Genomic DNA, 26,618 nt, shown 5'->3' with positions numbered 1-26,618 from the left:
GCAGCTAAATTATTTATTTTCCCCTATGTTATACACATATATTGACAGTAAAAAATACCTTCCCTTCTATATATGCACATTCTCTTTCTTGACCAATTCATTCATATACTTCATCAACTCTTCTTTTAGCTCTTCATGCTGCAATGCCATTTCAATCGTCGTCTTAATAAACCCAAACTTCTCTCCAACATCATAGCGTGTTCCTTCAAAGTCATACGCAAACACTCGTTGAATTTCATTTAAACGTTGAATTGCATCTGTTAATTGAATTTCTCCGCCCGCACCTGTTTGCTGGTTTTCTAAGAACATGAAGATTTCTGGTGTTAAGACGTAACGACCCATAATTGCTAAATTTGATGGCGCTGTTCCTTGTGCTGGTTTTTCTACGAAGTTACGCACCTGGTAACGGCGTCCGTTTTGTTCGATTGGATCGATAATGCCGTAGCGATGTGTTTCGTTTTCTGGTACTGTTTGCACGCCGATGACGGAAGCCTTTGTTGCTTCATATTCATTCATTAATTGACGTAAGCACGGTGTTTCCGCTTGGACAATATCATCTCCAAGTAATACGGCAAATGGTTCATTTCCAATGAATTTTCGTGCACACCATACTGCGTGTCCAAGTCCCTTTGGTTCTTTTTGTCTTATGTAGTGAATGTTAATTTTGGAAGATGCTTGTACTTTTTCAAGCATGTCATACTTCCCTTTTTCTAATAAGTTTTGTTCCAGTTCAAAGGAGTGATCGAAGTGATCTTCAATGGCACGTTTTCCTTTTCCTGTTACGATAATAATATCTTCAATTCCTGATTCTATTGCTTCTTCTACGATGTACTGAATTGTCGGTTTGTCGACAATCGGTAGCATTTCCTTTGGCATTGCCTTCGTTGCTGGTAAAAATCTTGTCCCAAGTCCAGCTGCTGGGATAATTGCTTTTTTTACTTGTTTCATTGTTAGTCCCCCTAACTGTGTTTTTATCTGCGCTTTTATCTCTCTATGTTTATGTATATCGGTATTTAAATAATAAAAACCCTAGCTATAGTGTTCTTAAACACAACCCTATAGCTAGAGTTTTTAAAATAATTTTGGGCATCTAACCCATCCTCACGCCATGCTCCTGACGACACGCGTCTAAGGTAGGTAAAATATTGTTCTACCCACAGCAAGGCCGAGTGCCTCCGTTGATAACGGTTAGGAGGCATCACCGTATATATGCAATATTAAAAGATACCAAATATTTTCTTACGACGAATTTGTTCTGGATCTTCTTTATAAATACTTTTCCCACTTATAAACAAATATGGATTTTCCTTGAAGTGCATGAGCGTATTTGTACCAAATTCTTTTTTAATAACATCATAGCCGGCCTGTAAGTGAAAGCCGCGCGTTGTTGTGTTATGTGCGTCGGATGCAATCATATGCGTTAAGTTATGTTCGATGAGTTGCAGTGAGAATTTTTTTATTTTTTTGCCGAAGTTACCAAGTAAGCTTCCTGCTGTTACTTGAGTAAGTACTCCTTTGCTGACCAAGTTGTATAGCTTATCTGGGTGTTCAATTAATTCTGCGTTGCGCTCTGGGTGAACGATGATTGGGATGATTCCTTTTACTCGTAGTTCGTATAACATTTGTTCTGCATAGCGTGGTACGTGATTAGACGGGAATTCGATGAGTATGTATTTGTTTGTTTCATTTAATGTGACGATTTTGTTATTTTCGTAGTCTTTTAGCATTTCGCCATATAACCGAACTTCTTGACCTGGTAAAACCGTCAAATTTATATCTTTTTCTTGTAATAAACCATTTAATTGTTTTACCTGATGAAGAATATGCATGCGCTCATTGACATACTTTCCATTTTGATGGTGAGGTGTTGCCACAATTGTATGTATTCCTTCTGCCACTGCTGCTTTGGCCATTTCTACGCTGTCTGCTGCAGTTTTTGCTCCGTCATCAACGCCGGGCAAGATATGGCAATGCAAGTCAATCATAGTTTCCATCCTTTCTATACTTATATATTTAATAAGAGAAGGGAAGATGTGTGCGGAGCACACATCTCTTTAATTTGCACCGTAGTAATAATATAGGCTCTGTTCACGTTCACGGTCGTTTAGAACAACCCCTAATAATTTACCTTTTGCTGATTCTAATAGCGTTTTTGCTTTTAATGCTGCTTCTTTTTCCGTTTGCGCACTTCGTACCACAAGAAGTGAAGCATCGCATTGACTTGCCATAATTTGCGCATCTGATACTGGCAAAATCGGCGGTAAGTCAAAGATGACTAAATCATACATGTTGGAAACTTGTCCGAGAAATTCTGTCATGACCCTAGAACCAAGTAGCTCTGCTGGGTTTGGCGGAATCGGTCCGCACGGAAGAAAGTATAAATTCTCAACATTTGTTGTTTGCACACATTTTTCAAGTATTTCACTATGTGTCAAAATGTTTGTTAAGCCGAAAATATTATCAACCTGAAACATTTGATGCAATGCAGGTTTACGTAAGTCTGCATCAACAAGTAGTACACGCTTTCCTTGCTGAGCAAAGACAACGGCAATGTTCCCTGTCGTTGTTGTTTTTCCTTCACTTGGATTTGCAGATGTCACCATTAAAGACTGAATATTTGTATCCACTGCCGCAAATTCAATATTCGTACGAATGTTTCGAAATTGTTCTGCTACCGGAGACTTCGGCTGATTATGTGCGATTAATTGACGACGTTGACGATGATTGTTGTTTTTCTGAAACAAACCTTTAAGAGCCAATTGTATGTCCCCCTACTCTCTGCGCTGATGCTGCATGGTTTCTCGATCCTTTTTCTTCTTCATCCATACGCGCTACAATTCCTAATACAGGTAAGCCAAGTAACGCTTCGATATCTTCTTCTTTTTTCACTGTGTTGTCTAAGTATTCCAGTAAGAATGCGAGTCCGATAGAAGCCATTAATCCAATAACAAATGCAATTGCAATGTTTAATACCGGTTGTGGTTTAATTGGTGATTGATGCTCGACTACTTCTGCTTTTGAAAGAACAGTTACGTTATCTACACTCATAATCTTTGCAACTTCGCCTTTAAACACTTCTGCAGTCGTGTTTGCAATATCACGCGCTAACTTTGGATCTTTATCTTTGACAGTTACCGAGATAACTTGTGAATCTTTCTCATTAGCAACGTCAATCTTCTGCGTTAAAGCTTGCGTTGTCATGTCTAACTTTAGTTTTTCTTTCACTTGATCTAAAATAACTGGGCTTTTAACAATGACTTTATATGTATTCGTTAATTGAATGTTGGTTTGAACTTCACCAGCTTGAAATGCTGCTCCTTCTTGTTTCTTTTGGTTAACAAGAATTTGCGTAGAAGTTTGATAGATTGGCGTTATAAAGAAAAAACTTACAACTGCACTAATGATAGCGGCACCAAATGTAATTGAAAGGATCATTGCTAGACGTTTTCGTAAAATGTGAAATAACTCTTTTAAACTAATCGTTTCCTCCATAACTTCCTCCAGCTTTCGGTTTTTTGCATACAAAAAAATTTTAACATGACTACATATCATTTTAATATAGAAATATCACTTTTTATGTTCTTATAATAAGACGAACACCTACAATCTTACATAAAATCATTAAATTTTACAACATTCTACACAAATCTTTCCATAAAACCCCTTTTTCACAATAAACTGTCAATTATAAGGCGTTGAAAAGCTAGAAAAAGCCTATGTTTTTCTCTCATAGGCTTATCCTATTTTAATAGTATCCGTATTGACCCTTTTGTTGTTTTTTGTCGTTTAAAACGACTCCGAGTAATTTACCAGAAGTATTGTCTAGCAACTGTTTCGCTTTCACGATTTTGTTTTTCTCTGTCATTTCGCTACGTACAACTAAAATAATGCCATCGCATCGATTCGCTACAATTAGTGCGTCCGCTACAACGAGAACAGGCGGTGTGTCAATTAACACAATATCGAATGCTGCTTCTGCCTTCTCTAGCACTTCTTCCATCGTACGAAAACTTAATAATTCTGCCGGGTTTGGAGGAATAGGACCCGACGGCAAAAATGATACGTTCTCTAGTTCCGTTTTATGTATACATTGCTCAAACGAAGCTTGTCCAGATAAGACTTTCGTTAAGCCGAATTGATTGTCAATACGAAACATCTCATGCAGTTTTGGCTTTCTCATATCTGCATCAATGACTAATACTTGTTTCCCTTGCTGTCCGAATACAGCCGCTAGGTTGCTTATTGTTGTTGTTTTCCCTTCTCCTGCACTAGAAGAAGTCACAACGATTGAACGCACGTCACTATCCACTGATGTAAATTGGATATTTGTACGAATATTGCGGTACTGCTCAGCAATTTGTGATTTTGGCTCATAATGCGCTATTAATTTTCGGTTTGATTCTCTTTTTTTACCGAACATAATGAATCTCCTCTTTCTTATGAAATACGACACATATGTATATATCATCCCTAAACAGATTCTTTTTCAAGAACAAGTCCTTTTTTCATTTATTTCCATATCTCATTTTCTCTATATATTAATGGAAGAAACGCAAAGGGAAGGATGTTTATCAATAAAAAACCTGTTCACTATACAGAATACAAAGTAACCATTTTAGTTACTTCTAACCAAAAAATCAATATATAAAAAATGAATTTTTAATAAATGCAGTAAAACGCTATATAATATTCCTATAATTACAGGTTTTTCTAAATTTATTTCAATACACTCCCTAAATATCCTTATATACTTAGATACAACATACCTAATGTTCTTATATACGAACATTAGGTTATAAAATTCCTTTTTAGCGATGATTCCTAAAAAATAAATTTGTTTTTTCTTTTTTACACAAATATATTGTTCTTTATAATGAATCATATATACAAATTATACATAAAATAAATACACTTTAAAATATTTTTTATTTAATATATTCAGTATATTCTGTATAATGTTGAGAAAACGAATTCAGATGTTGTTCACAGCAAGTTGTATTGCATAAATTATTTCCATTCCAAAATATACATATGGTGAAATTTCCTCATCTCATAAAAAAAGAACACTCCAATGAGTGTCCTTTTAACAATTATTCCTTTTTATCTCCAAGCGCAAATGTAATTTCCGCTTCGCAAGCAATCTCGCCATTTACTGTTGCGACTGCTTTTCCTTTTCCAATCGGGCCGCGTACGCGCGTCATTTCTACTTCTAGGCGAAGCTGATCGCCTGGACGTACTTGTCTTTTGAAGCGGCAGTTGTCAATGCCAGCAAAGAAAGCAAGACGCCCGCGGTTTTCTTCTTTCTTTAAAACAGCAATTGCTCCGACTTGTGCTAGTGCCTCAACGATTAATACTCCCGGCATTACCGCATAATCAGGAAAATGGCCGTTAAAGTATTCTTCATTTGCAGATACGTTTTTAATACCAACCGCACGTTTTCCTTCTTCTACTTCAAGAACTTGATCAACAAGTAGAAATGGATAACGATGCGGGATAATTTCTTTAATTTGCTCTATGTTCAACATACTATCTCGCTCCTTTTTTAGAAATTAGTCTTAGTACTTGGTTATATATTATTATCCCACTTTATTCATTATTTGTCATTACGAAAAAAAAACGAAGCAGTCCTTCCTGCTTCGTGTCGCTTTAAAAAAATGCATATACTCTTTCTTTCCTACAAATTTTAGTATAACAGAAATAAATCCGGTTGACATGGAGGCAGAAAAGAGCATATGCCCAAGTTAGGGGAAGGTAATATGCCGGGAGGCATATTACCTCATGTGTCGTATTCGGCTTTATTATAGTATAAGCGCTTCCAATATGGAAAATAGCAAATTTGCCAAAATATATCTGTAAAGGCTTATTTTTCTCCAATTTCCTTTATATTTCTACATTTTTCGCAAAAACCATATATTTTTAGAGATAGATATATAGTAAAACTTCCATCAGTGGTTTTTTCTTCACCTATCTTCTGTAGAAAAGCGGAAGCGGCTCGCCCAGAATCGCAGGACGTTGGAGCTCAAGGCAGAGAGGCGCTTTTTTGCCTCGCCCGAGGGGGCGAAACGACCGGAGATTCTAGCCGCTAGAGCTGGACAACACTTCTCTCGGAGTCCTGAGGCGGAGGGCCTTACCGCTCACAAATAGCGAAATAAAAAAAACGTTAGGCATATTGCCTAACGTTCGTTGTTACTTATAGTAAAGCGCGGCGTGGTAACTTGTCGATGTTCTCAAGCATGATACCCGTTCCAACTGCTACACAGTGCATTGGATTTTCCGCGATCAATACAGGTACTTTTAATTCTTCTGCAAGAAGCATGTCAATGCCGTGCAGTAGTGCTCCGCCGCCCGTTAAAATAACGCCGCGGTCGATAATATCAGCAGATAATTCAGGCGGTGTACGTTCTAATACACCTTTTGCAGCTTGTACAATAACAGCTGCGTTTTCTTTCAATGCCTCTGTAATTTCTTCAGAGCATACTGTAATTGTGCGAGGCAGACCTGTTACCATGTCACGGCCACGAATTTCAAGCTCTTCACTGCGTGCACCTGGGAACACTGTACCCACTTTAATTTTAATATCTTCTGCTGTACGTTCTCCAATTAATAGCTTATACTTACGTTTAATATAGTTTAGGATCTCCATATCAAACTTATCGCCCGCCATTTTAATGGAAGAGGAGGTAACGATATCGCCCATAGAAAGTACCGCAATATCCGTTGTACCTCCGCCAATATCCACAACCATATTTCCGCTTGGTTGGAAGATTTCCATACCAGCACCAACAGCAGCTACTTTTGGTTCTTCTTCTAAGTATACTTTCTTACCGCCCGATCTCTCAGCAGCTTCACGAATGGCTTTTTGTTCTACAGATGTGATGTTTGTTGGACAACAAATTAAAATGCGAGGTTTGGATAAGAAGCCTTTTACGTCTAGTTTGTTAATGAAATGTTTTAACATCGCTTCTGTAATTTCGAAATCAGCAATTACACCATCTTTTAGCGGACGAATCGCTACAATGTTTCCAGGTGTACGCCCTACCATGCGTCTTGCTTCTTCACCTACCGCTAATACTTTTCCCGTATTGCGGTCAATTGCCACAACAGACGGTTCATTTAATACAATTCCTTTACCTTTTACATGAATCAATACGTTGGCCGTGCCAAGGTCAATTCCGATATCTCTCGCAAACATTCCTGTGTTTTCCTCCTCAATATATAAATCAGGCTAAACCCGAATACTTTACACCTAATTTCTAATTTTAGCATACTCTTTGTAGAAACGTAATATTGAAGAAATGAATTCTACCGAATTTTTTCACCTTTTATTAGGAATGTTTGCTGATTGTCAGATTATTGACGCACGATTTTTTCTGTATCCTCTTTTTGATACTTTTGTTTCGTTGCTTCGCCGCCGCGGAGGTGACGAATTGACTTATGATAATCAAGAATTTCCTTCACTTCATTTGCGAGCTCTGGATTAATTTCTGGTAAGCGTTCTGTTAAATCTTTATGCACAGTACTTTTTGATACACCAAATTCCTTTGCAATCACACGAACTGTTTTTCTTGTCTCCACGATATACTTTCCAATCTTGATTGTTCTCTCTTTGATGTAATCGTGCACACCACTCGCCTCCCTAAATTGGATGTGAGAAGGGTGAAATGAGACTCGCTGCATATGACTAGGCTGTACGTTCGAATGCTGTTTGTAAGCGTTATACTTCCTGGGATTTATAATAAAATGATCCACGATTTCTCACCTCAAACACTCTCTTTGCTTTGGTTTATACCATTCTATTGCCCGCATTGTATTTATATGCTACAAGTTCTGTATTTTTGCGGACTATAGTGACAAAAATTACATTTTTTTATGAGAAATCTGTGAAAATGAAAGTTTTCCTTCCTATATAGGCGCTTTAAGGGGCAAAAAAAATGACGCCTTATGAAAGCGTCATTCTTCTCGATCTATATTTTCTTCCCAAAGGCTTTGACGGGGGACTTCTCTTTTGCTCGTAATTAAATAATATAATGAAAATAAAACAAACAATAAAATAAGTGCAATCGACAGAACAAATAGCAATGACACAGTAATCCCCTCCTTTTAGTAATATATATTCGAGAATTCTGTCCAATTTCCTTGCTGTTACAGGTTTTTTAAAGATATTAATTATTTTTATATAAAAATAAAACCATCAATCCTCGTATAGAGGGCTGATGGTTTCGTATATTACTCGCCTTGGTCAGCAGAAGAGCTATCATCTTGACCTGTTGAGCTATTTGTAGACTTCTCGTCTTTTTGCTTATCATCAGCTGAGCCGTTTGTTGATTTTTCTTCTTTTTGCTTATCATTTGTTGCGCCGTTTGTTGACTTCTCGTCTTTTTGCTTATCGTTAGTTGCGCCGTTTGTTGATTTCTCTTCTTTTTGCTTGTCATCAGTTGCGCCGTTTGTTGATTTTTCTTCTTTTTGTTTCTCATTCGTTGCGCCATTTGTTGATTTTTCTTCTTTTTGCTTTTCTTGCTTTTCAACTTTAATATCTGCAACAGACTTGTCGAAGTAATTCTCTGGGTTTACTGCAACGTTGTCTTTACGAACTTCGAAATGAACGTGATAGCCTGCTTCTTTGTTCATTTCACTTTGCCCTGCTTTTCCTAACACTTCACCTTGATTGATTTTCGCGCCTTTTTCCACTTTTGCACTGCCTAAGCTTTGATAAAACGTTGTAACGCCATTGCCGCTGTCAACTGTTACAACATACCCAAGAAGTGGATCTTTTTCCGCTTTTGTAACCGTACCGCTTAATGCCGCTATGACATCAAACTCTTTCCCATTTTTTGCTGCGATATCAATTCCTTTATTCGCAGAGTATGTGTTGTTATAAAAGACAAGTGCTTGTTCTTGCTCCTGAGCTGCTGCTTTATCTTCGTAAAATTTCTTCTTTACAACAACGTCTGCTGCATTTGCAATTGGCATCTTCACAACTTCTGAAGATTTTGTAACTGGCATTGTCGGAATTTCGCTTACGTTTTGCGGCGTTGCTTGATTTTTCTCAGGCGTCTTTTTCGTATTCGTTGCCTGATACCATAATGCAACTGTTAAAATTACCGCTGCACACACAATGTATAGTGTCGGGAATACCCAACGCTTTTGAAATAAATGTACTACTTTTCGAGAAGACTTCTTGTTTTCCCTCTCTCTCATTCTATCATCACCTCAGCAATCATTTTGAACAAGATTCATCCATCCTATACAATCTATAACTGATTACTTTTCGACAAAATTTGTAAAAATATGCATCCGAATTACAAAATTTCCGAGGAAATGATAAAAAAAAAGAAAAAACTGAGCCAAAATGCCCAGTTTTTTAGTCTAGTTGTTTCTTTTTGTAGACGAAGAAGCAAATCACCATCAGCGCTGCCATCCAAATGGCGTTATTAATTAAATGCTCTTGAATAGCGAAGAATTCCTTTCCACGCATTGCTTTATCGAGCCCCTCCGTAATATGATTTGTCGGAAGAAGCCTAACCGTTTTTATTACAACTTCATTTTTTACAAACCCTTGTAACATCGGTCCCATCATAAACAATAAGAATACCGGCAGACCTATAATGGATGTCTGTGCAATATTTTGTGATAATAACCCAACAATTGTACCTAATACAATACATAACAATGTACCAAATAGAATAATTAGAACTAACATTCCAATGTTTCCTTTTAAAGTTCCTAAAATTAATAAACTAACAAAGCTTGCTGCTATGACGAATACTATCGTTAATATACTTTTCCCTAAAATAACTTCCAATGGATTTGCCGGTGATAACATCAAGACACGTAATGTATGCTTTTCTTTTTCTTCAGCAATAATAATAGCTTGCACATAACATCCTACCATTGTAAGCGTCATTGAAATCGTAAAACTAGCTAAAAACTCTTTCTGTGAACCCATATTGCTATAGAAAAGAGAGAGTAGAATTGGCAGCAGCGCCATAATTAAAACTTGTGAATTCTTTCCTGCATCATACATTTCCTTCCGAACAATCGCCGAAAACCTCTTCATAGAAAATGTCATCATAATCCCCTCCCAGTTACTTCAATAAAAATGTCCCCTAACGTCGGCTCATAAGAATGAATTGATAAGAGTTCCCCTTGTTTCATCCACTCCGAAATGCGTTTTGCTCCTAATTCATCTTTTTGCACTGTTTCTTTTTTCTTATCTTTTAACACAACTTCAATTTTATCTTTTGCATATTTGAGTCTTAAATTTTCCGGTGTATCAAGCGCGACAATTTCCCCGCCGCATAAGAACGCGATGCGGCCGCAAAGTGTTTCTGCTTCATCCATATTGTGAGTCGTTAAGAAGATTGTCGTTCCTTCTTTATTTAAATCCCTTAAGATATTATGAATGTTTTGAACATTCACCGGATCAAGCGCTGATGTTGGTTCATCTAAGAAAAGAATATCCGGTTTATGCAAAATGGCCCTCGCTAGCGTCACGCGCTGCTTCATTCCTTTTGAGAGTTTTTTCACTTGCGTCTTTTTATCATCTAATAAGTTCACTTGTGCTAACACTTCATCGATTCGTTCTTTTTTACAATCGTATAAGTCACAAAATAATAGTAAGTTATCATAAATGCTAAGTCTTTCATATAAACCGCTGTTATCTGTTAAAATACCAATTCGTTTATAATCAATGCTGCCTGGCCCTGTAATATCTTGTCCTAGCACTTTTACCGTTCCTACACTATGAAGTAACTGCGCAGTTAAGATTTTCACAGTTGTTGTTTTCCCCGATCCGCTCGGTCCGAGGAACCCGAAGATTTCCCCTTTCTTCACTTCAATATTTACATTGCGAAGCGCTGTTTTGCTATCGAAGTTTTTCATCACATCTTTCATTTCAATTGCCAACGTCATTTCGTCATCCCCTTTGCTTTTCATTTATAGATAAAATGCGCTTTGGCGACTGGCTGGCCGCCTCGGCTTGTTTGTTTACGCTTTTCTTGAGTCAATCATATGAAAAGCAAAAGGGCTTTGCAGTAAAATACCGGTAAAAGGAGTATTTTTACCGGTGAATGGAGCGTAGTTTTAGCTCATTGAAACACCATAAGAGGCGAGTGAAGTAATATCGGGGTTAACATAACATACATTTACAGTCCAATTACATCTTTCAATTCATCCATTCTTCCTTTTGACAGCGGAATCGATGTTTTTCGTTCATCATCTAGGATTAAACTATAACTATTTCGTGTCCACGTAATCACTTCCCGCACCCGTTGTAAATTGACGAGGTAAGAACGGTGACACCTGAAGAATCCGAATCCTTTTAGACGTTCTTCTAATTCACTTAACGTAAGCGCACAAATAAAATCCCCTTCATGCACATGAATATGTGTAATTCCATTTTGTGTTTCAATAAATTGAATTTCCATTGGATCTAATAAAATAATTTTATCGTTTACTTTTGCCGGGATGCGTTCTAATTTCATTTGCGGAATCATTTCGATTACCTTTTCGTCTTCAGCCTCTATTTGTTCTTCTTGTTCAATTTCCACTTTTTTCACACCATCTTGATGTAATACATACACGTCCTCCGTTAAAGATAAAGCATCCGAAAGAAAAGCAGAAGTAATAAAAACAGTTTTTCCCTGTTCTTTTAACTTCGTAATGACATTTCGAATAATAATTGTACTTTCAATATCTACGTTTTGTTCCGGTTCTTCCAAAATAACAAGCTCCGGATTATGTATCATACTTCTCCCAATATGAAGGCGGCGTTTTTCAGAAAAGGTTAACTCCCTTATTCTTACCTCTTTTTTATCCAAAAGACCCACAAACTGGACAACTTCATCTACCGATAATCCATTACCATACAATTCTCGCAAAAAAGTAAAGTAATCTTTTACCGTTAGTCGTTCGTACGCCTCATCATCTAAAAAGCAAAAACCAATTCGAGAAAAAGAATGTTTCCCAAGCGGCTGTCCATCAAATAATACTGTCCCCGTCGACGCTTCTTCTTCTCCCATAATAATGCGGTGCAACGTTTTACCAATATGATTATTGCATTGCAGCACAACACACTGTCCATTCTCAATTTCTAACTGAATAGATGGCAAAACATTCGTCTTTGCCAATTGGTTCAGTTCTAATAACGCCATCCTCTCACCCCTACGTTGGTTTTTTATTCCATTATATCAGACATCATTTGGAAAATTATGATTCTTTTATGCGGATTTTACATCACTTATCAGCGCTTCGACACCATTTAAAGACCGTTCAACAAAATCAGAAACCCTCAGTCACACACGAAAAAAAAGCATAACGCCTCTGCGCTATGCTTTTACTTCTTCGCTGTTATTTTTCCTTCATACTGATTCAATGCTGAAATTGCCACGCCTTTATAATAATGTTCGACAATATCTGTATACGTCTTACCTTCCTTCGCCATTCCATTGGCACCATATTGGCTCATCCCAACGCCGTGACCATAACCTTTCGTTGTGACAACTACTTGATCTCCTTGTTGCTTCCACGTAAAGTCAGAAGAACGTAAACCTAACTTATCTCGTACGTCTCTTCCCGTTAACGTTTTCCCTTGAAATTCAACTTCCTTTACGCGCTTTCCTTCTGTACGCTCTTTAATGTTGCCAACATTACCACTTGCTAACACTTTCACGCCAAGGCGCTTTTGAAAGTCAGCAACAGTAAAGGTTTGTTCTTTTGGTTCTTGTTGATCCCACGGACTACTTACACTTTTTAAGTATGGATAGTCGCTGCCCCAATAATCTGCAGCATTTTCTGTATAGCCATTACTTGTCGAGAAAAATGACGCTGTAATGGGACTCCCTTCGTACGTTAAAACTTGTCCGGCTGTTTTCGATACCGCTTCTTCAATACGCTGCATTTTGCCTTCATACTCTTTTCCCCATTGTTCTTTTAGCTCTTCTTTATTTCTGTACACTTGATTGTCTACTGTATCTGTTACGTCTGCTTTATTTTGAAGCTTTTGCCCGCTTAACATCCGCTTCACAACGAATGTACGTGCCGCTAATGCCTGTGCTTTTAATGCTTCTATTTCAAAACTTGCTGGCATTTCTGCAGCGACAACTCCGGCAACATAGTCTTCAATTCCAACAGTTTCAACCTTCTTTTGTTTGCTGCGATACACAGATACTTGCACATTTGTTTTTGTAGGAGAAGGAGCTTGCGCACTTTGCGCTGCTGGAGGAGCAGAAGGCGTATTATGTTTTTCCTCTTTCGCTTTTGCAAACGGAAAAACAAGCATGCTTGGTACGATAATCACTAACGCCACTAATAGCGTTACGATGACCATAATTGGTTTCGTAGTTTTCATTGCTTTCCTCCACTATGAAATTAGACTCATTTCATTCTTATGGAGTAAGACAAGCATTTAGAACAAGTTCTTTTCTTCTTCCTAACACGACATGAAATTAAATTTTTAGAATATTTGTAATGAAACAGGCATAAATATTTTGTTTCCTGACTATAACAGTAACAATACATAAAAAAATAGCTTCCATGCCAAAGCATAGAAGCTATCCCTATTAAGCGTGAAGATCAGATACTTGTTGTTCTGCTACTTCTTGCACTTGTTCAGTTACACGTTCAATATCTGCACCTAATGCAGCCAACTTGCCATGGAAATTTACATATCCGCGGTCAAGATGTTTTAATTCTGTTACGCGCGTATGACCTTCAGATACTAAACCAGCTAAGATTAATGCCGCTCCAGCACGTAAATCTGTTGCCGCTACTTCAGCACCTTGCAGGTTACCTGGTCCGTTCATAATTACAGAACGGCCTTCAATTTTAATATCTGCATTCATACGACGGAACTCTTCCACATGCATGAAACGGTTTTCGAATACTGTTTCTGTAATCATGCTTGTGCCGTTTGCTTTTAATAATAATGCCATCATTTGTGATTGCATATCTGTTGGGAATCCTGGGTGTGGCATCGTTTTAATATCAGCCGCTTTTAACTCGTCCGGGCCAATAACGCGTACACCTTCGTTTTCCTCAATAATGGTAACGCCCATTTCTTCCATTTTCGCTGTAATAGAGCGCAAATGTTCTGGTACAGCATTTTCAATTAACACGTTTCCACCTGTAATTGCTGCTGCAACCATAAATGTCCCTGCTTCCACGCGGTCAGGAATAATCGAATGGTTTGCACCATATAATTTATCGACACCTTCAATACGAATTGTGCCAGTTCCAGCACCGCGTACTTTTGCGCCCATTGCGTTTAAGAAGTTCGCTAAGTCTACGATTTCTGGCTCTTTTGCTACGTTTTCAAGCACTGTTGTCCCTTCTGCTAATACAGCAGCAGACATAATGTTTTCTGTTGCTCCTACGCTCGGGAAATCTAAGTAAATTTTCGCACCTGTTAATTTACCGTCTACATACGCTTCAACAAATCCGTTACCAACTTTTACTTTTGCTCCCATTGCTTCAAAGCCTTTTAAATGTTGGTCAATTGGACGTGAACCGATTGCACAACCACCAGGAAGCGCAATGCGTGCACGACCATTACGTGCTAAAAGCGGTCCCATTACAAGAATGGAAGCGCGCATTTTACGTACATATTCAAATGGTGCCTCGATGTTTAATTCTTTGGATGCGTCAATTGTTACCTGATTGTTTGCAAAAGATACCTCTGCATTCAGATGACGTAATACTTCATTAATTGTGTATACATCTGAAAGTTCTGGTACTTCAGATAGTACATTCTTTCCATCACTCGCTAATAGGGCTGCAGCGATTATAGGTAATACAGCGTTTTTTGCGCCCTCTACGCGCACTGTGCCGTTCAACCGCTTTCCGCCACGGACGATGATCTTTTCCAAGTTATTCCCCTCCGTGTCCTTTTTTCACATATATTCAATACTCAGAAGTTATGATCGGTGTGCCAACCACAATTGTATTCTTGTTGTTCGTAGAACGTATTGCTATTTGCACATTGATTTTCTCTTTATTTGTTGAAAGAGCGTCATTCCATTTTTTATTATATGCGGAGACTGACACAAATGCTCTTTCTTCTACTTTTTCAATCGTTCTTGCTGAAAAATCTTTCAAAACTTCATTGGCTTTATCTTGCAAAACACCTTCAATCTTATCACTGAGCGCACCTTGAATACAAGTATAAATTTTTGGTTTTGTATCAAAAATTTCATTCGTTTTATCTATATATTTAGGGTCCCAATTCGCCCCGCTCACTTCATATATAATGAAAGTGTTTTCTTTAGTATTTTCCATTGTCCACGTAACTACTAGCCTTTCTTCATGAGAAGAAAAACTTTTTTGTGCTGTTGCTTTATAACCGTCCCTAGAGTGTTCAATTTTCCATTCTTCTACATTTGCACGTTTCTTAATTTGACTAAGTAACTTTTCAAACGTATGTATATTTGAAATTGTCTTTGTTTCCCGCGCTAACCAAGACCAATGCTCAACATCAGCACCATGTTTCTCTAAAGCAGCAATCATACTTTCCATTTTTTCCTGATCGCTAACAGGTTTCATTTCTCTATACCCGACTAAAAATATAACAGCACTCACAACAATCAAAAGCATGGCTTGCATCTTTTTCACGTTCATCCCCTCCTAGTCCCCATTGTTGACGGAGAAGGATGGTTCTATACGTTGTACTTTTTACTTTACAAGGTACGTTAAGCTCTTTGAATACCCTAAATAATCAAGGAAAAAGTTACTCACAGATGCACCGATGGCAATCGTTACAAGGATCATGAATACTCTCATTTGCAGTACTTTCCCTGATTTCATCAGGCGTTCTACGTGAAGGCCCTGCAGCGCCCACCACGTAATGGTAATAAACAGTAAATGCGACACAATCGCAATGAGTGCTTGTTGCCCTAAAATTTGCGCCATAAAAAATCGACCCCTTCATCCCGCTCTAACAGGCAGTAACTTTCGTATATCCTGATGCATAACTGCCCGTATGAACTCGATTGGTTCCATCCACTTACTACTTGTATAGTAAACAAAAAATAACCAAAATAAAAAGTGTAGAGTACATGCTCTACACTTTCAATTTTTACTATTGTACCACGTTCCCAACAAAGAAGAAATCCTTCATAAGCGGAAAATATTCGTAAAAGAAATTGTATCCGATTGCTGGTAATATACCGAGCACGACTGTTGCAATTGCGCAAAGGCTTACAACTATTTTCAAGTTAACCGGAAGAACGATACGCTCTTCATTTTCTGCGCGGCGGAAAAATATTTGCTGCAAAATGCGGAAATAGTAGACGAATGAGATTACCGTTGTCCCCATCATAATTGATGCTAATACGTAATGAGCCGGCTGGACGATAAATGCTCCTAAAAAGATGTTAATCTTCCCGATAAATCCCGCTGTCCCCGGAATACCAGCAAGTGACAACATAAAAATTGTCATCATGACTGCTGCAAACGGTGATCGTTTATATAAACCTGCAAAAGCAGATATATTTTCTTTCCCCGTTTGTAAGATTATTCCGTGAATAATCGCAAATGATCCGATATTCATCAATACATAAGCAAGCATGTAAAACCACATGCTATCCATAAGGAATGGTGAAAACGCTACGAACGGTACAAGTAAATAACCAGCATGTGCCACTCCTGAATATGCAAGCATTCGCTTTATATTGTGCTGCTTTAAGGCAACGCTATTTCCAACAATCATTGTTATACCAGCAAGAACTGCAATATAGATACTCATATTCCTTAACAGTGATGTTGTTTCATTTTGAACAGGAATTGCTGCGAAAATAACTAAGAAAATGCGAATAATCATCACAAATCCAGCAATTTTCGATACTGTTCCTAACAACGCTGTAACAGGCGTTGCCGCTCCTTCATACACGTCAGGTGCCCACATATGAAATGGAACAGTCGCAATTTTAAAAGACAAACCGACAAAGAGCAGGATAAACGCAAGTGCCAATAAAAGTTCTATATCACCGCTCACTCCTTGTATAAACAAGCCCTGCATATCCAAAATATTCGTTGAACCCGTCAGTCCGTACAAATAACTCATTCCAAACAACGTGATTGCTGTAGAAATTCCACCATTAATTACGTACTTCATTGCCGCCTCATTCGAAGCTTTATTGTTCTTACGAATACCGACTAAAATGTACGAAGACAATGATAATAATTCAAGACCGATGAACAATGTAATAAGATCGCTGCTAGACGCCATAACCATCGCACCAAGAAGCGCCGTTAAAAATAAGTAATAATATTCTCCCAGGTCTTCAATCGGCTGCTTGGCATCGTCGCTCATTGCAATGAATAAAACGAGAAGACCACCAAGCAATAAAAGTGTTTTAAATGCTTTGGAAAATCCGTCTAATATAAATGATCCATCTAAAATCTCCCCAGCTGGTGCACCGTACAATGTAACGAGCGCGACAAGTGCGAGTATGACAGTTCCAATTGCCCCGTATGATAAATTCCGGCGATGAAATGTTTGTTTCGCGAACAGATCAAGAAGAGATAGAAGAATAGCGCCGCCAATGAGGATGAACTCCGGCGTCATTAAATACCATGATAAGCCTAGTAATGTTTTCATATCCATCTTCTATCTCCCCCCTAAAGATTGTAGTGTGTCACGAAGCGGTTCACCAAGTACATCTGGCACGATACCGATAATTAGAATACACGCCAGCAAGATTAAGACGGGAATGTATTCCAATCCGTGCATATCGCTTTTCGCTTCGCATTCCCTTTGTCCAAATGTAACTTGCATAACTGCCCGAAGTACATACACCGCTGTTAAAATAATGCCGATTGCTCCGGCCGCCGCTAAAATTGGGTGCGCTTGAAACAAGCCAAGAAATGCTAGAAATTCGCTCACAAACCCAGACATTCCAGGAAGTCCGAGCGAAGCCATGCTTCCTGCTAATAAGAAACCGCTAAGGATTGGTACTCGCTTCGCTAAGCCGCCGAGTTTTGTAATGTCAGAAGTACCAAAGCGCTGCTCGATGATGCCAAGCAAGAAAAAGAGAAGCGCCGCGATTAAACCGTGGGAAACGACTTGAAACAATGCACCTTTCATCCCCGCCGCGTTTAGCGCAGCTAAACCGATCAGCACAATTCCCATATGTGAAATACTTGAATATGCAAGCACTTTTCGGAAATCTGTTTGAACAAGCGCCAGCAATGCACCGTACAGTAGGTTGATAACCCCTAAAATCCCTAAGACAAACGCAAACTTTTCAAACTGCTCTGGGAAAAGACCCATTCCAAAGCGGACAATCCCGTATGCCCCAATCTTTAAAAGAACACCTGCATGCAGCATAACAATTGCCGGGTGCGCTTGAACGTGAACGTTTACCATCCAGCGGTGAAGCGGAAAAACCGGAAGCTTAATCATAAATGCAACCATAATGGCTAGAAATAACCCAAGCTGCAAGGAATCTGGCAACAATTCACCGAATGCTGTCAGTTTTCCTCTTACTAAAACTGCTTGCAGCTCTGTTATATTCGTTGTACCTGCCTTTGCAAATAAAATTGAAAAGGCAATGAGTAAAATCGCAGAACCAATGCCGTTATAAATCAAATAACTGTACGCTGCTTTTTCACTGCTGAATTTGCCCCATTTGCCAACGAGTAAAAACATAGCTGGCAGTGTAATTTCAAAGAAAACGAAGAACAGCAGCAAGTTTTCAGCAGCGAAGACACCAAGCATCCCGATTTCAAGCATAAGCAGCAGCATATAGAAACCTTTTACATGCTTTGTAATAGAAAACGCCGTAATTGCTGCTAATGTTGCTAACAATGCTGTCAAAAGCATCATAACGAGCGAGAAGCCATCAATGCCTAGTTCATAATAAATCGTAAACAATTCTTTCTCTACACCTGGAAAGTTCCCAAACTGAATCCACTTTACCTTTTCAGCAAACATCGTTAAGCTTTTTCCCGATGCATATGTACTCGCAATAAAGAGCGCGGAACCGAGGGGAAGTAATGTGCCAAGCAGACCGACAATCCTTGCCGCTCTCTCCTTCGTCTTCGGTACAAATGCCAACAGGACGATACCTAACAGCGGGGAGAAAATGAAGAAAGATAATAGAAAGGAACTCATTGTCCATGCCCCCCTGTCAATAGCAGAATCATTACTAATGCAGCTAAACAAATAGCTGTAACTGTGCCGTACATTTGTACTTGCCCGTTTTGCAATTTCGAGAGGGCCGCGCTCACACCTCTTACAACACCAGCGATTAGCTTCGCAATCCCTTCGACAATGTACGTTTCAAAGAAGTGTAGAACATAGGCAATTCCTTTCACGAGCGGAAGCACTGTTACGCTATACAATTCATCAATATAATATTTCTCCTTCAGCAAGCTGTACACTGCAGTCTTCTCGCCGCCAATCCAATCACGAGAAATTGTGCGTTTTCCATATATCAAATACGCTAAGACAATCCCTGCTAATGAAACGAGCGTTGCTACAATCATGATCCAGGCCGGGCCATGAACTTCTCTCACCTGAAACGCTACGTCTTTTGTAAGCCAATCCCCAAGAAATGTTCCGAACCAAGGTGTATTCACATAACCTGCCACAACCGCCAAGACGCCAAGAACCATCATCGGCACTGTCATGACACCCGGAGATTCATGCACATTTTTCTGCTCCCCGCGCGCCTCTCCCGTAAAGACAAGGAAGTAAAGACGGAACATATAGAAGGCAGTGAAGAAAGCTGCGATCACCGCAAGGACGAATAAACCGTAATTGCCGTGTTCCCACGTCGCCGCTAAAATTTCATCCTTACTAAAGAATCCAGAAAATAGCGGGACACCGCTAATTGCAAGCGTACCAATTAAAAATAATGAGCCGGTTATTTTCATCTTCTTAAACAAGCCGCCCATTTCTTCGATGTTTTGCGTATGTACAGCATGAATGACACTTCCGGCTGCTAAGAATAATAATGCCTTAAAAAATGCGTGCGTCGTTAAATGAAAAACACCAGCCACGTATCCTGCTGAACCTAGTGCAAGCATCATATAACCAAGCTGACTCACCGTGGAATATGCTAACACACGCTTAATATCTGTTTGTACTAAACCAATGGATGCCGCAAAGATTGCCGTAACGCCGCCAATGATTGCCACAGTTTGCATCGCTGCTTCGCTCGCTGAGAAAAGCGGAAACATGGTAGCAACTAAATATACCCCGGCTGCAACCATCGTTGCTGCGTGGATAAGCGCTGATACAGGCGTTGGTCCTTCCATCGCATCCGGAAGCCACGAATGCAGCGGAAACTGACCGGACTTTCCCATTGCGCCGACAAAGATTAAAATCGCCGTTAGTGTAATCATCGTTCCTGAAATCTCTCCAGCTTGTACCGCCTTGAAAATTGCATCGTAGTCAAAGCTGCCAACTTGCCAGAATAATAGAATCATCCCGATAAACAAGCCGACATCCCCAATACGCGTCATAATAAACGCCTTTTTCGCAGCTGCCTTTGCTTCTTCTTTAAAGAAATAGAACCCAATTAGCAAGAAGGATCCGAGCCCTACTAACTCCCAGAATATATAAAGCTGTAATAAGTTAGTTGAAATCACAAGCCCAAGCATCGCAAACGTAAATAACCCTAAGTATGCATAAAAAATATGGAACCTTTCATCGCCGTGCATATACCCTTTCGAATACACATGAACGAGCAAGCTCACAAGTGTGACAATAAAGAGCATCAATGCATTTAACGCATTTACTTCAAAGCCGAAGGAAATATTCACATCTCCTATTTGCAGCCACGTCCATTGCTGTTTTACTGTTTCTGCTGATAGCCGTTCTATTAATACAAGTACCGCGCCCGCAAATGAAAGAAAAACGAGAAAGGTGCCAAGTAAGCTGCTTCCTTCTTTCAGCTTCTTGCCAAACATCACGAGTAAAACGAAAGATACAAGCGGGAAAAGCGGTATTATCCATGCATAATCCATCATTAGTTTCTCCCCCCTTTTCGGTCACAACATTAATGCTTTAACGAATCCATTTCGTCTGTATTTACCGTTGCGCGGTTTCTATATAAAGCGATTAAAATTGCCAAACCAACCGCAGCTTCTGCTGCAGCGACGGACATCGTAAACAGTGAGAAAATTTGTCCCTTTAAATTTGGAAACATCCCTAATTTACTAAAGGCAACTAAATTTAAATTCGCCGCGTTCAACATCAGTTCAATACAAACCAATACAATTACTGTATTACGCTTCGTTAATGCTCCAAATAAACCGATGCAAAACAGTATAATTGCAAGCGTCAGGTACGCAGAAGCTGGAATGCTACTCATGCGAATCCCCCTCTTTCTCATCCTTCTTCGCAAGTACAATGGCGCCAACTAGAGCAACAAGTAACAAAATAGATGTTAGTTCGAACGGTATTATATATTTCGAATACAATAATTTCCCAATCTGAAGTGTATTTTGCTCATGAAGTGCGATCCCATCTTGCACACGCCCATTCTCAAAATCCACATTATTCACTGCAAAATACATCACGGCACCGAATACCACAACTGCAAGAAAGACAAACAATTTCCGCCATCCAAAACGCGTTTCTTCTTCATCATTATGCTTCGTTAACATAATGCCAAAAATCATAATGATCGTAATCGCACCGGAGTAAATTAAAATTTGGACAACCCCGACAAATTCTGCTGATAGCATAAAATAAAGCCCAGCAATACTTAGGAACGTAAACACTAGAGCGAGCATCATATGCATCACTTTCGTTAAGTTCAGCATAAGTACACCGCCCATAATCGCAAGCAGGGCCAATGCTAAAAATGCTACTAACTCGCCACTCATGCTTTATTCTCCCTTCTCACATTTTGATCATTTTCATCCAGCCACTGTAAATTTTTAAATAAATCATCCCGCGAATATTCCGCCAGCTCAAAGTTATTCGTCATAACAATTGCTTCTGTCGGACAAACTTCTGTACAAAGATCGCAAAGAATACAAATTTCAAAGTTAATATCATACGTATCTATGATCTTCCCTTTCTTCTCTGGATCCGGATGCTTTTTCCCTGTTAGCTGAATACAGTCTGTGGGGCAAATATTTGCGCATTGATTGCAAACAATACATTTTTCTGGGTAAAACTTTTGAATACCGCGAAAGCGATCTGGAAGTGGTAGTGGCTGATTTGGATAGTCATACGTTACTTTCTTCTTACTTAAGTTACTAAGCGTATACTTTAAACCTTTAAATAATCCTTTCATTGTACTCCTACCCCCCTTTTTAGATTAGAAGAACAATTCTTTTATAAATGCAGCTAAGAAAATATTTGCAAGCGCTACTGGCAATAGCACTTTCCAGCCAAACTCCATTAATTGATCGCCTCGTATACGCGGAAACGTCACGCGGAACCAAATTAATAGAAACACAACAGCGCTAAATTTCAGCGCAAACCAAACGGCACCTGGAATAAACGATAGAAACGGAATTGGCTGCCAGCCCCCTAAGAATAGTACCGTCATAAGCGATGCCATCCCAAAGAAATACACGTACTCAGAAAGCATGAAGAACGCCCAGCGGAATCCTGAATATTCCGTATGATATCCAGAGACAAGCTCCGATTCAGCTTCCGGTAAGTCAAACGGCGTCCGGTTCAATTCAGCAACAGCTGCGATTAAGAATACGACAAAACCAACTGGCTGCACGAAAATGTACCAAACCCCTTTTTGCGCCTCAACAATTTCATTTAAATTCAAGCTGCCGGTTAGAAGAACTACTCCAATTACGCTCATAACAAGTGGAATTTCATAGGAAATCATTTGCGCTGCGGCGCGCATTCCTCCTAGTAAGGAGTATTTATTGTTAGACGCCCAACCCCCAGTTACAACACCAATTGTGGTAATACCGGAGATGGCAATGTAGTACAGTAAGCCAACGCCAATATCAGCAAACTGCAATTTATCTGTGAACGGAATGACCGCTAGTACCATAAATGCCGGTGCAAACGCAATGACAGGTGCTAATATGAAGAGTGGTTTATCGGCAGCTTTCGGAATCGTATCTTCTTTTAACAGAAGCTTTAACACGTCCGCTACTGTTTGCAGGAGCCCAAAACGGCCGCCTACCTGGTTTGGCCCTATGCGCCCTTGCATAAATCCCATTACTTTTCGCTCTGCTAAAATCCCATATGTAACAAAGCCAAGAACGACAAACAATAACAACGTTGCTAATCCGAAAAAAATAAGAAAGTTGGTCCAGCTTGCGGGTGACGCTAAGAGGTTTTGTATCATCATCCATCAACCTCCCCAAGTACAATATCAACGCCGCCTAAGATTGTAATTAAATTTGCGATATTCTCGCCTTTCAAAAGCTTCGGTAAGATTTGTAGATTATAGAAGGATGGACGGCGGAACTTTAAGCGGTACGGCTCTTTCTTTCCATCGCTCGCAATGTAACAGCCAATCTCTCCGCGCGGTGATTCAATTCGAACGAACGCCTCACCTTTTGGTGCCTTAATAATCTTCGGTACCTTTGCTAAAATAGCTCCTTCTTTCGGAAACTGCTCTGCCGCTTGCTCAATGATTTTCAGCGACTCTTCAATTTCCTCCATCCGGCAAATGTAACGATCCCAAGCATCGCCTACTTTACCGACCGGAACATCAAAGTCAAAGCGGTCATAAATCGAATACGGTTCATCTTTGCGAAGATCCCATTTGACCCCAGTGCAGCGCAGGTTCGCTCCGCTTAATGAATATTGCAGCGCATCCTCTGCCGAATAAGTACCCACTCCTTTTACGCGGTTTAAGAAAATTTCATTGCCGCTCACAAGGTCGTGATATCCCTTTAGCTGCTCTCTCATATATGGAACAAACTCGCGCACTTTTTCAATCCAGCCATCCGGGGCATCCCACTTCACCCCGCCAACACGCATATAGTTAAATGTTAAACGAGCTCCGCATAATTCGTTCAGTAGGTTAATAATCATCTCGCGTTCTCGGAATGCATATAAGAACGGACTCACTGCTCCAATATCAAGTAAATTCGTACCCCACCAAACGAGGTGACTTGCCACGCGCCCGAGCTCCATTGCAAGTACGCGTAAATATTCAGCGCGCTCCGGTATTTCTAACCCCATCATCGTCTCAACCGCGTGACAAATGACGTAGTTATTTGTCATCGCTGATAAATAATCCATTCGGTCTGTGTACGGAATAATTTGCGTATACTGCAAGCTTTCCGCAATTTTCTCTGTGCCGCGGTGCAAATATCCAATGACAGGCGTAGCTTCTTTAATTATCTCCCCGTCAATTTTAATAACGAGCCGAAATACACCGTGCGTACTCGGATGCTGCGGCCCTACATTTAAAAGCATTTCTTCTGTACGAATCATATTTGCTACACCTCCACATCAAAAGGCTCATAATCTTTTCGCAGCGGATAGCCAATCCAATCGTCCGGCATCAAAATACGCTTTAAATTGGGATGCCCTTCAAACACAACACCAAGTAAATCATACGCCTCGCGCTCCGGCCAATCAGCCCCGCTCCATAACGGTACAATAGAAGACACTTTCGGCTCGTCCCGGTCCAGCTTTACTTTTACCGCTACAGATTGCTTCTTACCATAAGAATATAAATGCACATATACTTCCATATGCACCGTAAAATCTGTCGCATGCAATTCTGACATATAATCGAATGCAAATTCGGGATCCATCTTTAAAAATTCCATCATCTCATAATAATGTTTCGGCTTCACAATAAGCGTTGGCACATCCTTGGACAATGTATTAATATAAAAATCTTCTAACACATCTTCACCAAATTTCGTTGTAATTGCCTGAACGCACGCATCTAAATATGGTTGATTTCGTGATGGCTCTTCTACTTTCGGTTCTTCTTCCTCTTTCTTTCCTCCAGCCGCTCGGGCCTTTGCCGCGGCCGCTGCTTTCGCCTTCGCTGCTGCAATTGCTTTGGCCTTCTCATCACCTTCCGGAACTTCTTCTTGTCCCTTTTGCTTCGCTAACGCTGCCGCCTTCGCTTTTGCTGCTGCCACTGCCTTTGCCTTCGCTGCTGCAATTGCTTTGGCCTTCTCATCGTCTCCCGAAGCTTCTTCTTTTTCCTTTTGCTTTGCTAGCGCTGCTGCCGCTGCTTTTGCCTTCGCCTCTGCGATTGCTTTTGCTTTCTCGTCACCTTCTAGCGGTTCCTCTTCCTTTTCTTTTTGCTTCGCTAGTGCCGCCGCTTTCGCTTTTGCTGCTGCCGCTGCTTTTGCCTTCGCCTCTGCGATTGCTTTTGCTTTCTCGTCACCTTCTGGCGGTTCCTCTTCCTTTTCTTTTTGCTTCGCTAGTGCCGCCGCTTTCGCTTTTGCTGCTGCCGCTGCTTTTGCCTTCGCCTCTGCGATTGCTTTTGCTTTCTCGTCACCTTCTGGCGGTTCCTCTTCCTTTTCTTTTTGCTTCGCTAACGCTGCTGCTTTCGCTTTTGCTGTTGCTTTTTCATCATCACCAGATGCTTGTCTTTCCGCAGCCTTTTGCGCCGCTATTTCCTTCGCCTTTTCTTTCGCTTCCTCTGCTGCGCGGCGCTTTGCTTCTGCTGCATCTATTTCACTCTCATTTGATAGCGCTTTCTCTTTTTCTTCTACAATAGGAATCTCATTTTCCTGACGTGCCGCCAATCGCTTCTGCGCCTCTTCCTTTGCACGTCTTGCCGCTTCTTTTTTCGCATCATCTATATCTTTATTTTGGTCGCTCATTTATTCGTCACCTGCTTCCCTGTCTTTGCTTCGTAACGAATCTTCTCTTTTAATTTATTAATACCGTAAATTAAAGCTGCTGGATTTGGCGGACAGCCAGGAATGTATACATCCACTGGTACGATTTGATCCACCCCTTTTACAACAGCATACGAATTCACATACGGTCCTCCCGCCGTTGCACAGGATCCCATCGCAATGACCCACTTCGGTTCCGGCATTTGATCATATAAACGACGAACGATTGGTGCCATTTTCTTCGTTACTGTTCCAGATACAATCATGACATCTGATTGACGCGGTGATGTACGAAAGAAAGAGCCAAATCGATCTAAATCATAATGCGAAGAGCCGACTCCCATCATCTCAATCGCACAGCATGCCAGTCCAAATGTCATTGGCCATAGCGAATTACTGCGAGCCCAGCCCTTTACTTGCTCAAGCGTCGTAAAAAATATATTTCTTTCTAACTCAGCGCGTTCTTGTGGATGAATATCTTCAAAATTTATAGCCATTGTAACACCTTCTTTTTCCAAGCATATGCAAGACCAATGAGTAACATAATAACAAAAATGAGCATCTCCACTAATGCAAATAACCCCAGCTTGTCATACGCTACCGCCCACGGATATAAAAATACAGTTTCTACATCAAAAATGACAAAAAGCAATGCAAAAATATAATAACGGGCATGGAAGCGGACGTTTGCATCATGAAACGGTTCTATTCCACTTTCATATGTTGTTTCCTTCGCCGCACTCGGTTTATGTGGACGCAGCAACTTCCCCAATGTGAGTGCTACAATCGGCAGTAATATACCCAATAGCAAAAAAATGACGACAATCATATAACTATTTTCATATACATTTGCCATTGTGAAACTCTCT

General features: G+C 40.0%; 28 protein-coding genes. All 28 read right to left on the bottom strand.

The window, feature by feature from the left end; genetic code table 11:
• Positions 1-66: 66 nt before the first annotated feature.
• The 28 genes from galU to WAX78_RS10300 all read right to left on the bottom strand — a co-directional run bounded on the left by galU (position 67) and on the right by WAX78_RS10300 (position 26,605).
• Positions 67-948 (bottom strand): UTP--glucose-1-phosphate uridylyltransferase GalU, encoded by an 882-nt coding sequence (gene galU / locus WAX78_RS10435; protein ID WP_336482207.1) that lies wholly within the window; start codon positions 946-948, stop codon positions 67-69.
• Between the two features lie 269 nt (positions 949-1,217).
• Entirely contained in the window at positions 1,218-1,985 is a 768-nt protein-coding gene (locus WAX78_RS10430; RefSeq protein ID WP_336482510.1) for a tyrosine-protein phosphatase, read from the bottom strand.
• A gap of 69 nt (positions 1,986-2,054) precedes the next feature.
• Positions 2,055-2,759 (bottom strand): CpsD/CapB family tyrosine-protein kinase, encoded by a 705-nt coding sequence (locus WAX78_RS10425; protein ID WP_336482206.1) that lies wholly within the window; start codon positions 2,757-2,759, stop codon positions 2,055-2,057.
• A complete protein-coding gene (locus WAX78_RS10420; RefSeq protein WP_336482205.1) occupies positions 2,749-3,492 on the bottom strand; it encodes a YveK family protein in 744 nt (247 codons plus the stop codon). Before WAX78_RS10420 ends, WAX78_RS10425 begins: the two co-directional genes overlap by 11 nt.
• Positions 3,493-3,745: 253 nt before the next feature.
• A complete protein-coding gene (locus WAX78_RS10415; protein WP_336482204.1) occupies positions 3,746-4,420 on the bottom strand; it encodes a CpsD/CapB family tyrosine-protein kinase in 675 nt (224 codons plus the stop codon).
• A 670-nt stretch (positions 4,421-5,090) separates the two neighbouring features.
• Entirely contained in the window at positions 5,091-5,525 is a 435-nt protein-coding gene (fabZ, locus tag WAX78_RS10410; RefSeq protein ID WP_020061470.1) for a 3-hydroxyacyl-ACP dehydratase FabZ, read from the bottom strand.
• A gap of 665 nt (positions 5,526-6,190) precedes the next feature.
• Positions 6,191-7,192 (bottom strand): rod shape-determining protein, encoded by a 1,002-nt coding sequence (gene mreB / locus WAX78_RS10405; RefSeq protein ID WP_336482203.1) that lies wholly within the window; start codon positions 7,190-7,192, stop codon positions 6,191-6,193.
• A gap of 158 nt (positions 7,193-7,350) precedes the next feature.
• The gene (gene spoIIID, locus WAX78_RS10400) at positions 7,351-7,623 is read right to left on the bottom strand and encodes a sporulation transcriptional regulator SpoIIID (RefSeq protein ID WP_020061467.1); all 273 of its coding nucleotides are present in this window, start codon (positions 7,621-7,623) and stop codon (positions 7,351-7,353) included.
• Positions 7,624-7,950: 327 nt separating this feature from the next.
• Positions 7,951-8,085 (bottom strand): ABC transporter ATP-binding protein, encoded by a 135-nt coding sequence (locus tag WAX78_RS10395; RefSeq protein WP_336482202.1) that lies wholly within the window; start codon positions 8,083-8,085, stop codon positions 7,951-7,953.
• 141 nt (positions 8,086-8,226) lie between these two features.
• Positions 8,227-9,198, bottom strand: coding sequence for a M23 family metallopeptidase (locus WAX78_RS10390; RefSeq protein WP_336482201.1), 972 nt, complete (start codon positions 9,196-9,198; stop codon positions 8,227-8,229).
• A gap of 163 nt (positions 9,199-9,361) precedes the next feature.
• Positions 9,362-10,069: an ABC transporter permease gene (locus tag WAX78_RS10385; protein WP_336482200.1), complete on the bottom strand. Its 708-nt coding sequence runs from the start codon at positions 10,067-10,069 to the stop codon at positions 9,362-9,364.
• Positions 10,069-10,911, bottom strand: coding sequence for an ABC transporter ATP-binding protein (locus WAX78_RS10380; protein WP_336482199.1), 843 nt, complete (start codon positions 10,909-10,911; stop codon positions 10,069-10,071). The genes WAX78_RS10385 and WAX78_RS10380 overlap by 1 nt, the downstream gene beginning before the upstream one ends.
• Positions 10,912-11,144: 233 nt before the next feature.
• Positions 11,145-12,152, bottom strand: a complete 1,008-nt coding sequence (locus tag WAX78_RS10375; protein ID WP_336482198.1) for a LytTR family transcriptional regulator DNA-binding domain-containing protein — start codon at positions 12,150-12,152, stop codon at positions 11,145-11,147.
• A 182-nt stretch (positions 12,153-12,334) separates the two neighbouring features.
• Positions 12,335-13,348 (bottom strand): stage II sporulation protein D, encoded by a 1,014-nt coding sequence (gene spoIID, locus WAX78_RS10370; RefSeq protein ID WP_336482197.1) that lies wholly within the window; start codon positions 13,346-13,348, stop codon positions 12,335-12,337.
• Between the two features lie 211 nt (positions 13,349-13,559).
• On the bottom strand, positions 13,560-14,864 hold the full coding sequence (gene murA / locus WAX78_RS10365; protein ID WP_336482196.1) for a UDP-N-acetylglucosamine 1-carboxyvinyltransferase: 1,305 nt from the start codon (positions 14,862-14,864) through the stop codon (positions 13,560-13,562).
• A gap of 34 nt (positions 14,865-14,898) precedes the next feature.
• Positions 14,899-15,597, bottom strand: coding sequence for a YwmB family TATA-box binding protein (locus tag WAX78_RS10360; RefSeq protein WP_413789190.1), 699 nt, complete (start codon positions 15,595-15,597; stop codon positions 14,899-14,901).
• Positions 15,598-15,666: 69 nt separating this feature from the next.
• Entirely contained in the window at positions 15,667-15,903 is a 237-nt protein-coding gene (locus tag WAX78_RS10355) for a DUF1146 family protein (protein WP_336482194.1), read from the bottom strand.
• Positions 15,904-16,072: 169 nt separating this feature from the next.
• Positions 16,073-17,593, bottom strand: coding sequence for an NADH-quinone oxidoreductase subunit NuoN (nuoN, locus tag WAX78_RS10350; RefSeq protein ID WP_336482509.1), 1,521 nt, complete (start codon positions 17,591-17,593; stop codon positions 16,073-16,075).
• A gap of 9 nt (positions 17,594-17,602) precedes the next feature.
• Positions 17,603-19,108: an NADH-quinone oxidoreductase subunit M gene (locus WAX78_RS10345; RefSeq protein WP_336482193.1), complete on the bottom strand. Its 1,506-nt coding sequence runs from the start codon at positions 19,106-19,108 to the stop codon at positions 17,603-17,605.
• Positions 19,105-20,970 (bottom strand): NADH-quinone oxidoreductase subunit L, encoded by a 1,866-nt coding sequence (gene nuoL / locus WAX78_RS10340; protein ID WP_336482192.1) that lies wholly within the window; start codon positions 20,968-20,970, stop codon positions 19,105-19,107. The genes WAX78_RS10345 and nuoL overlap by 4 nt, the downstream gene beginning before the upstream one ends.
• A gap of 29 nt (positions 20,971-20,999) precedes the next feature.
• Positions 21,000-21,314 carry an NADH-quinone oxidoreductase subunit NuoK gene (nuoK, locus tag WAX78_RS10335; protein WP_336482191.1) on the bottom strand — a complete coding sequence of 105 codons (315 nt, stop codon included), beginning with the start codon at positions 21,312-21,314 and terminating at the stop codon, positions 21,000-21,002.
• Positions 21,307-21,831 (bottom strand): NADH-quinone oxidoreductase subunit J, encoded by a 525-nt coding sequence (locus WAX78_RS10330; protein ID WP_336482190.1) that lies wholly within the window; start codon positions 21,829-21,831, stop codon positions 21,307-21,309. The genes nuoK and WAX78_RS10330 overlap by 8 nt, the downstream gene beginning before the upstream one ends.
• Positions 21,828-22,247, bottom strand: coding sequence for an NADH-quinone oxidoreductase subunit NuoI (gene nuoI / locus WAX78_RS10325; protein ID WP_336482189.1), 420 nt, complete (start codon positions 22,245-22,247; stop codon positions 21,828-21,830). The genes WAX78_RS10330 and nuoI overlap by 4 nt, the downstream gene beginning before the upstream one ends.
• 24 nt (positions 22,248-22,271) lie before the next feature.
• Complete coding sequence (nuoH, locus tag WAX78_RS10320) at positions 22,272-23,273, bottom strand: NADH-quinone oxidoreductase subunit NuoH (protein WP_336482508.1); 1,002 nt, start codon at positions 23,271-23,273, stop codon at positions 22,272-22,274.
• Positions 23,273-24,373, bottom strand: a complete 1,101-nt coding sequence (nuoD, locus tag WAX78_RS10315; protein WP_336482188.1) for an NADH-quinone oxidoreductase subunit NuoD — start codon at positions 24,371-24,373, stop codon at positions 23,273-23,275. The genes nuoH and nuoD overlap by 1 nt, the downstream gene beginning before the upstream one ends.
• A 5-nt stretch (positions 24,374-24,378) precedes the next feature.
• The gene (locus tag WAX78_RS10310) at positions 24,379-25,731 is read right to left on the bottom strand and encodes an NADH-quinone oxidoreductase subunit C (RefSeq protein WP_336482187.1); all 1,353 of its coding nucleotides are present in this window, start codon (positions 25,729-25,731) and stop codon (positions 24,379-24,381) included.
• The gene (gene nuoB, locus WAX78_RS10305) at positions 25,728-26,246 is read right to left on the bottom strand and encodes an NADH-quinone oxidoreductase subunit NuoB (RefSeq protein WP_020061447.1); all 519 of its coding nucleotides are present in this window, start codon (positions 26,244-26,246) and stop codon (positions 25,728-25,730) included. The genes WAX78_RS10310 and nuoB overlap by 4 nt, the downstream gene beginning before the upstream one ends.
• Positions 26,237-26,605 (bottom strand): NADH-quinone oxidoreductase subunit A, encoded by a 369-nt coding sequence (locus tag WAX78_RS10300; protein WP_154710224.1) that lies wholly within the window; start codon positions 26,603-26,605, stop codon positions 26,237-26,239. Before WAX78_RS10300 ends, nuoB begins: the two co-directional genes overlap by 10 nt.
• Positions 26,606-26,618 lie beyond the last annotated feature (13 nt).

Source organism: Bacillus yunxiaonensis, from assembly GCF_037104695.1.
Taxonomy (GTDB): domain Bacteria; phylum Bacillota; class Bacilli; order Bacillales; family Bacillaceae_G; genus Bacillus_A; species Bacillus_A yunxiaonensis.
Note: the sequence above shows the minus strand (reverse complement) of the source record. Positions and strands in the feature narration are given on the sequence as shown.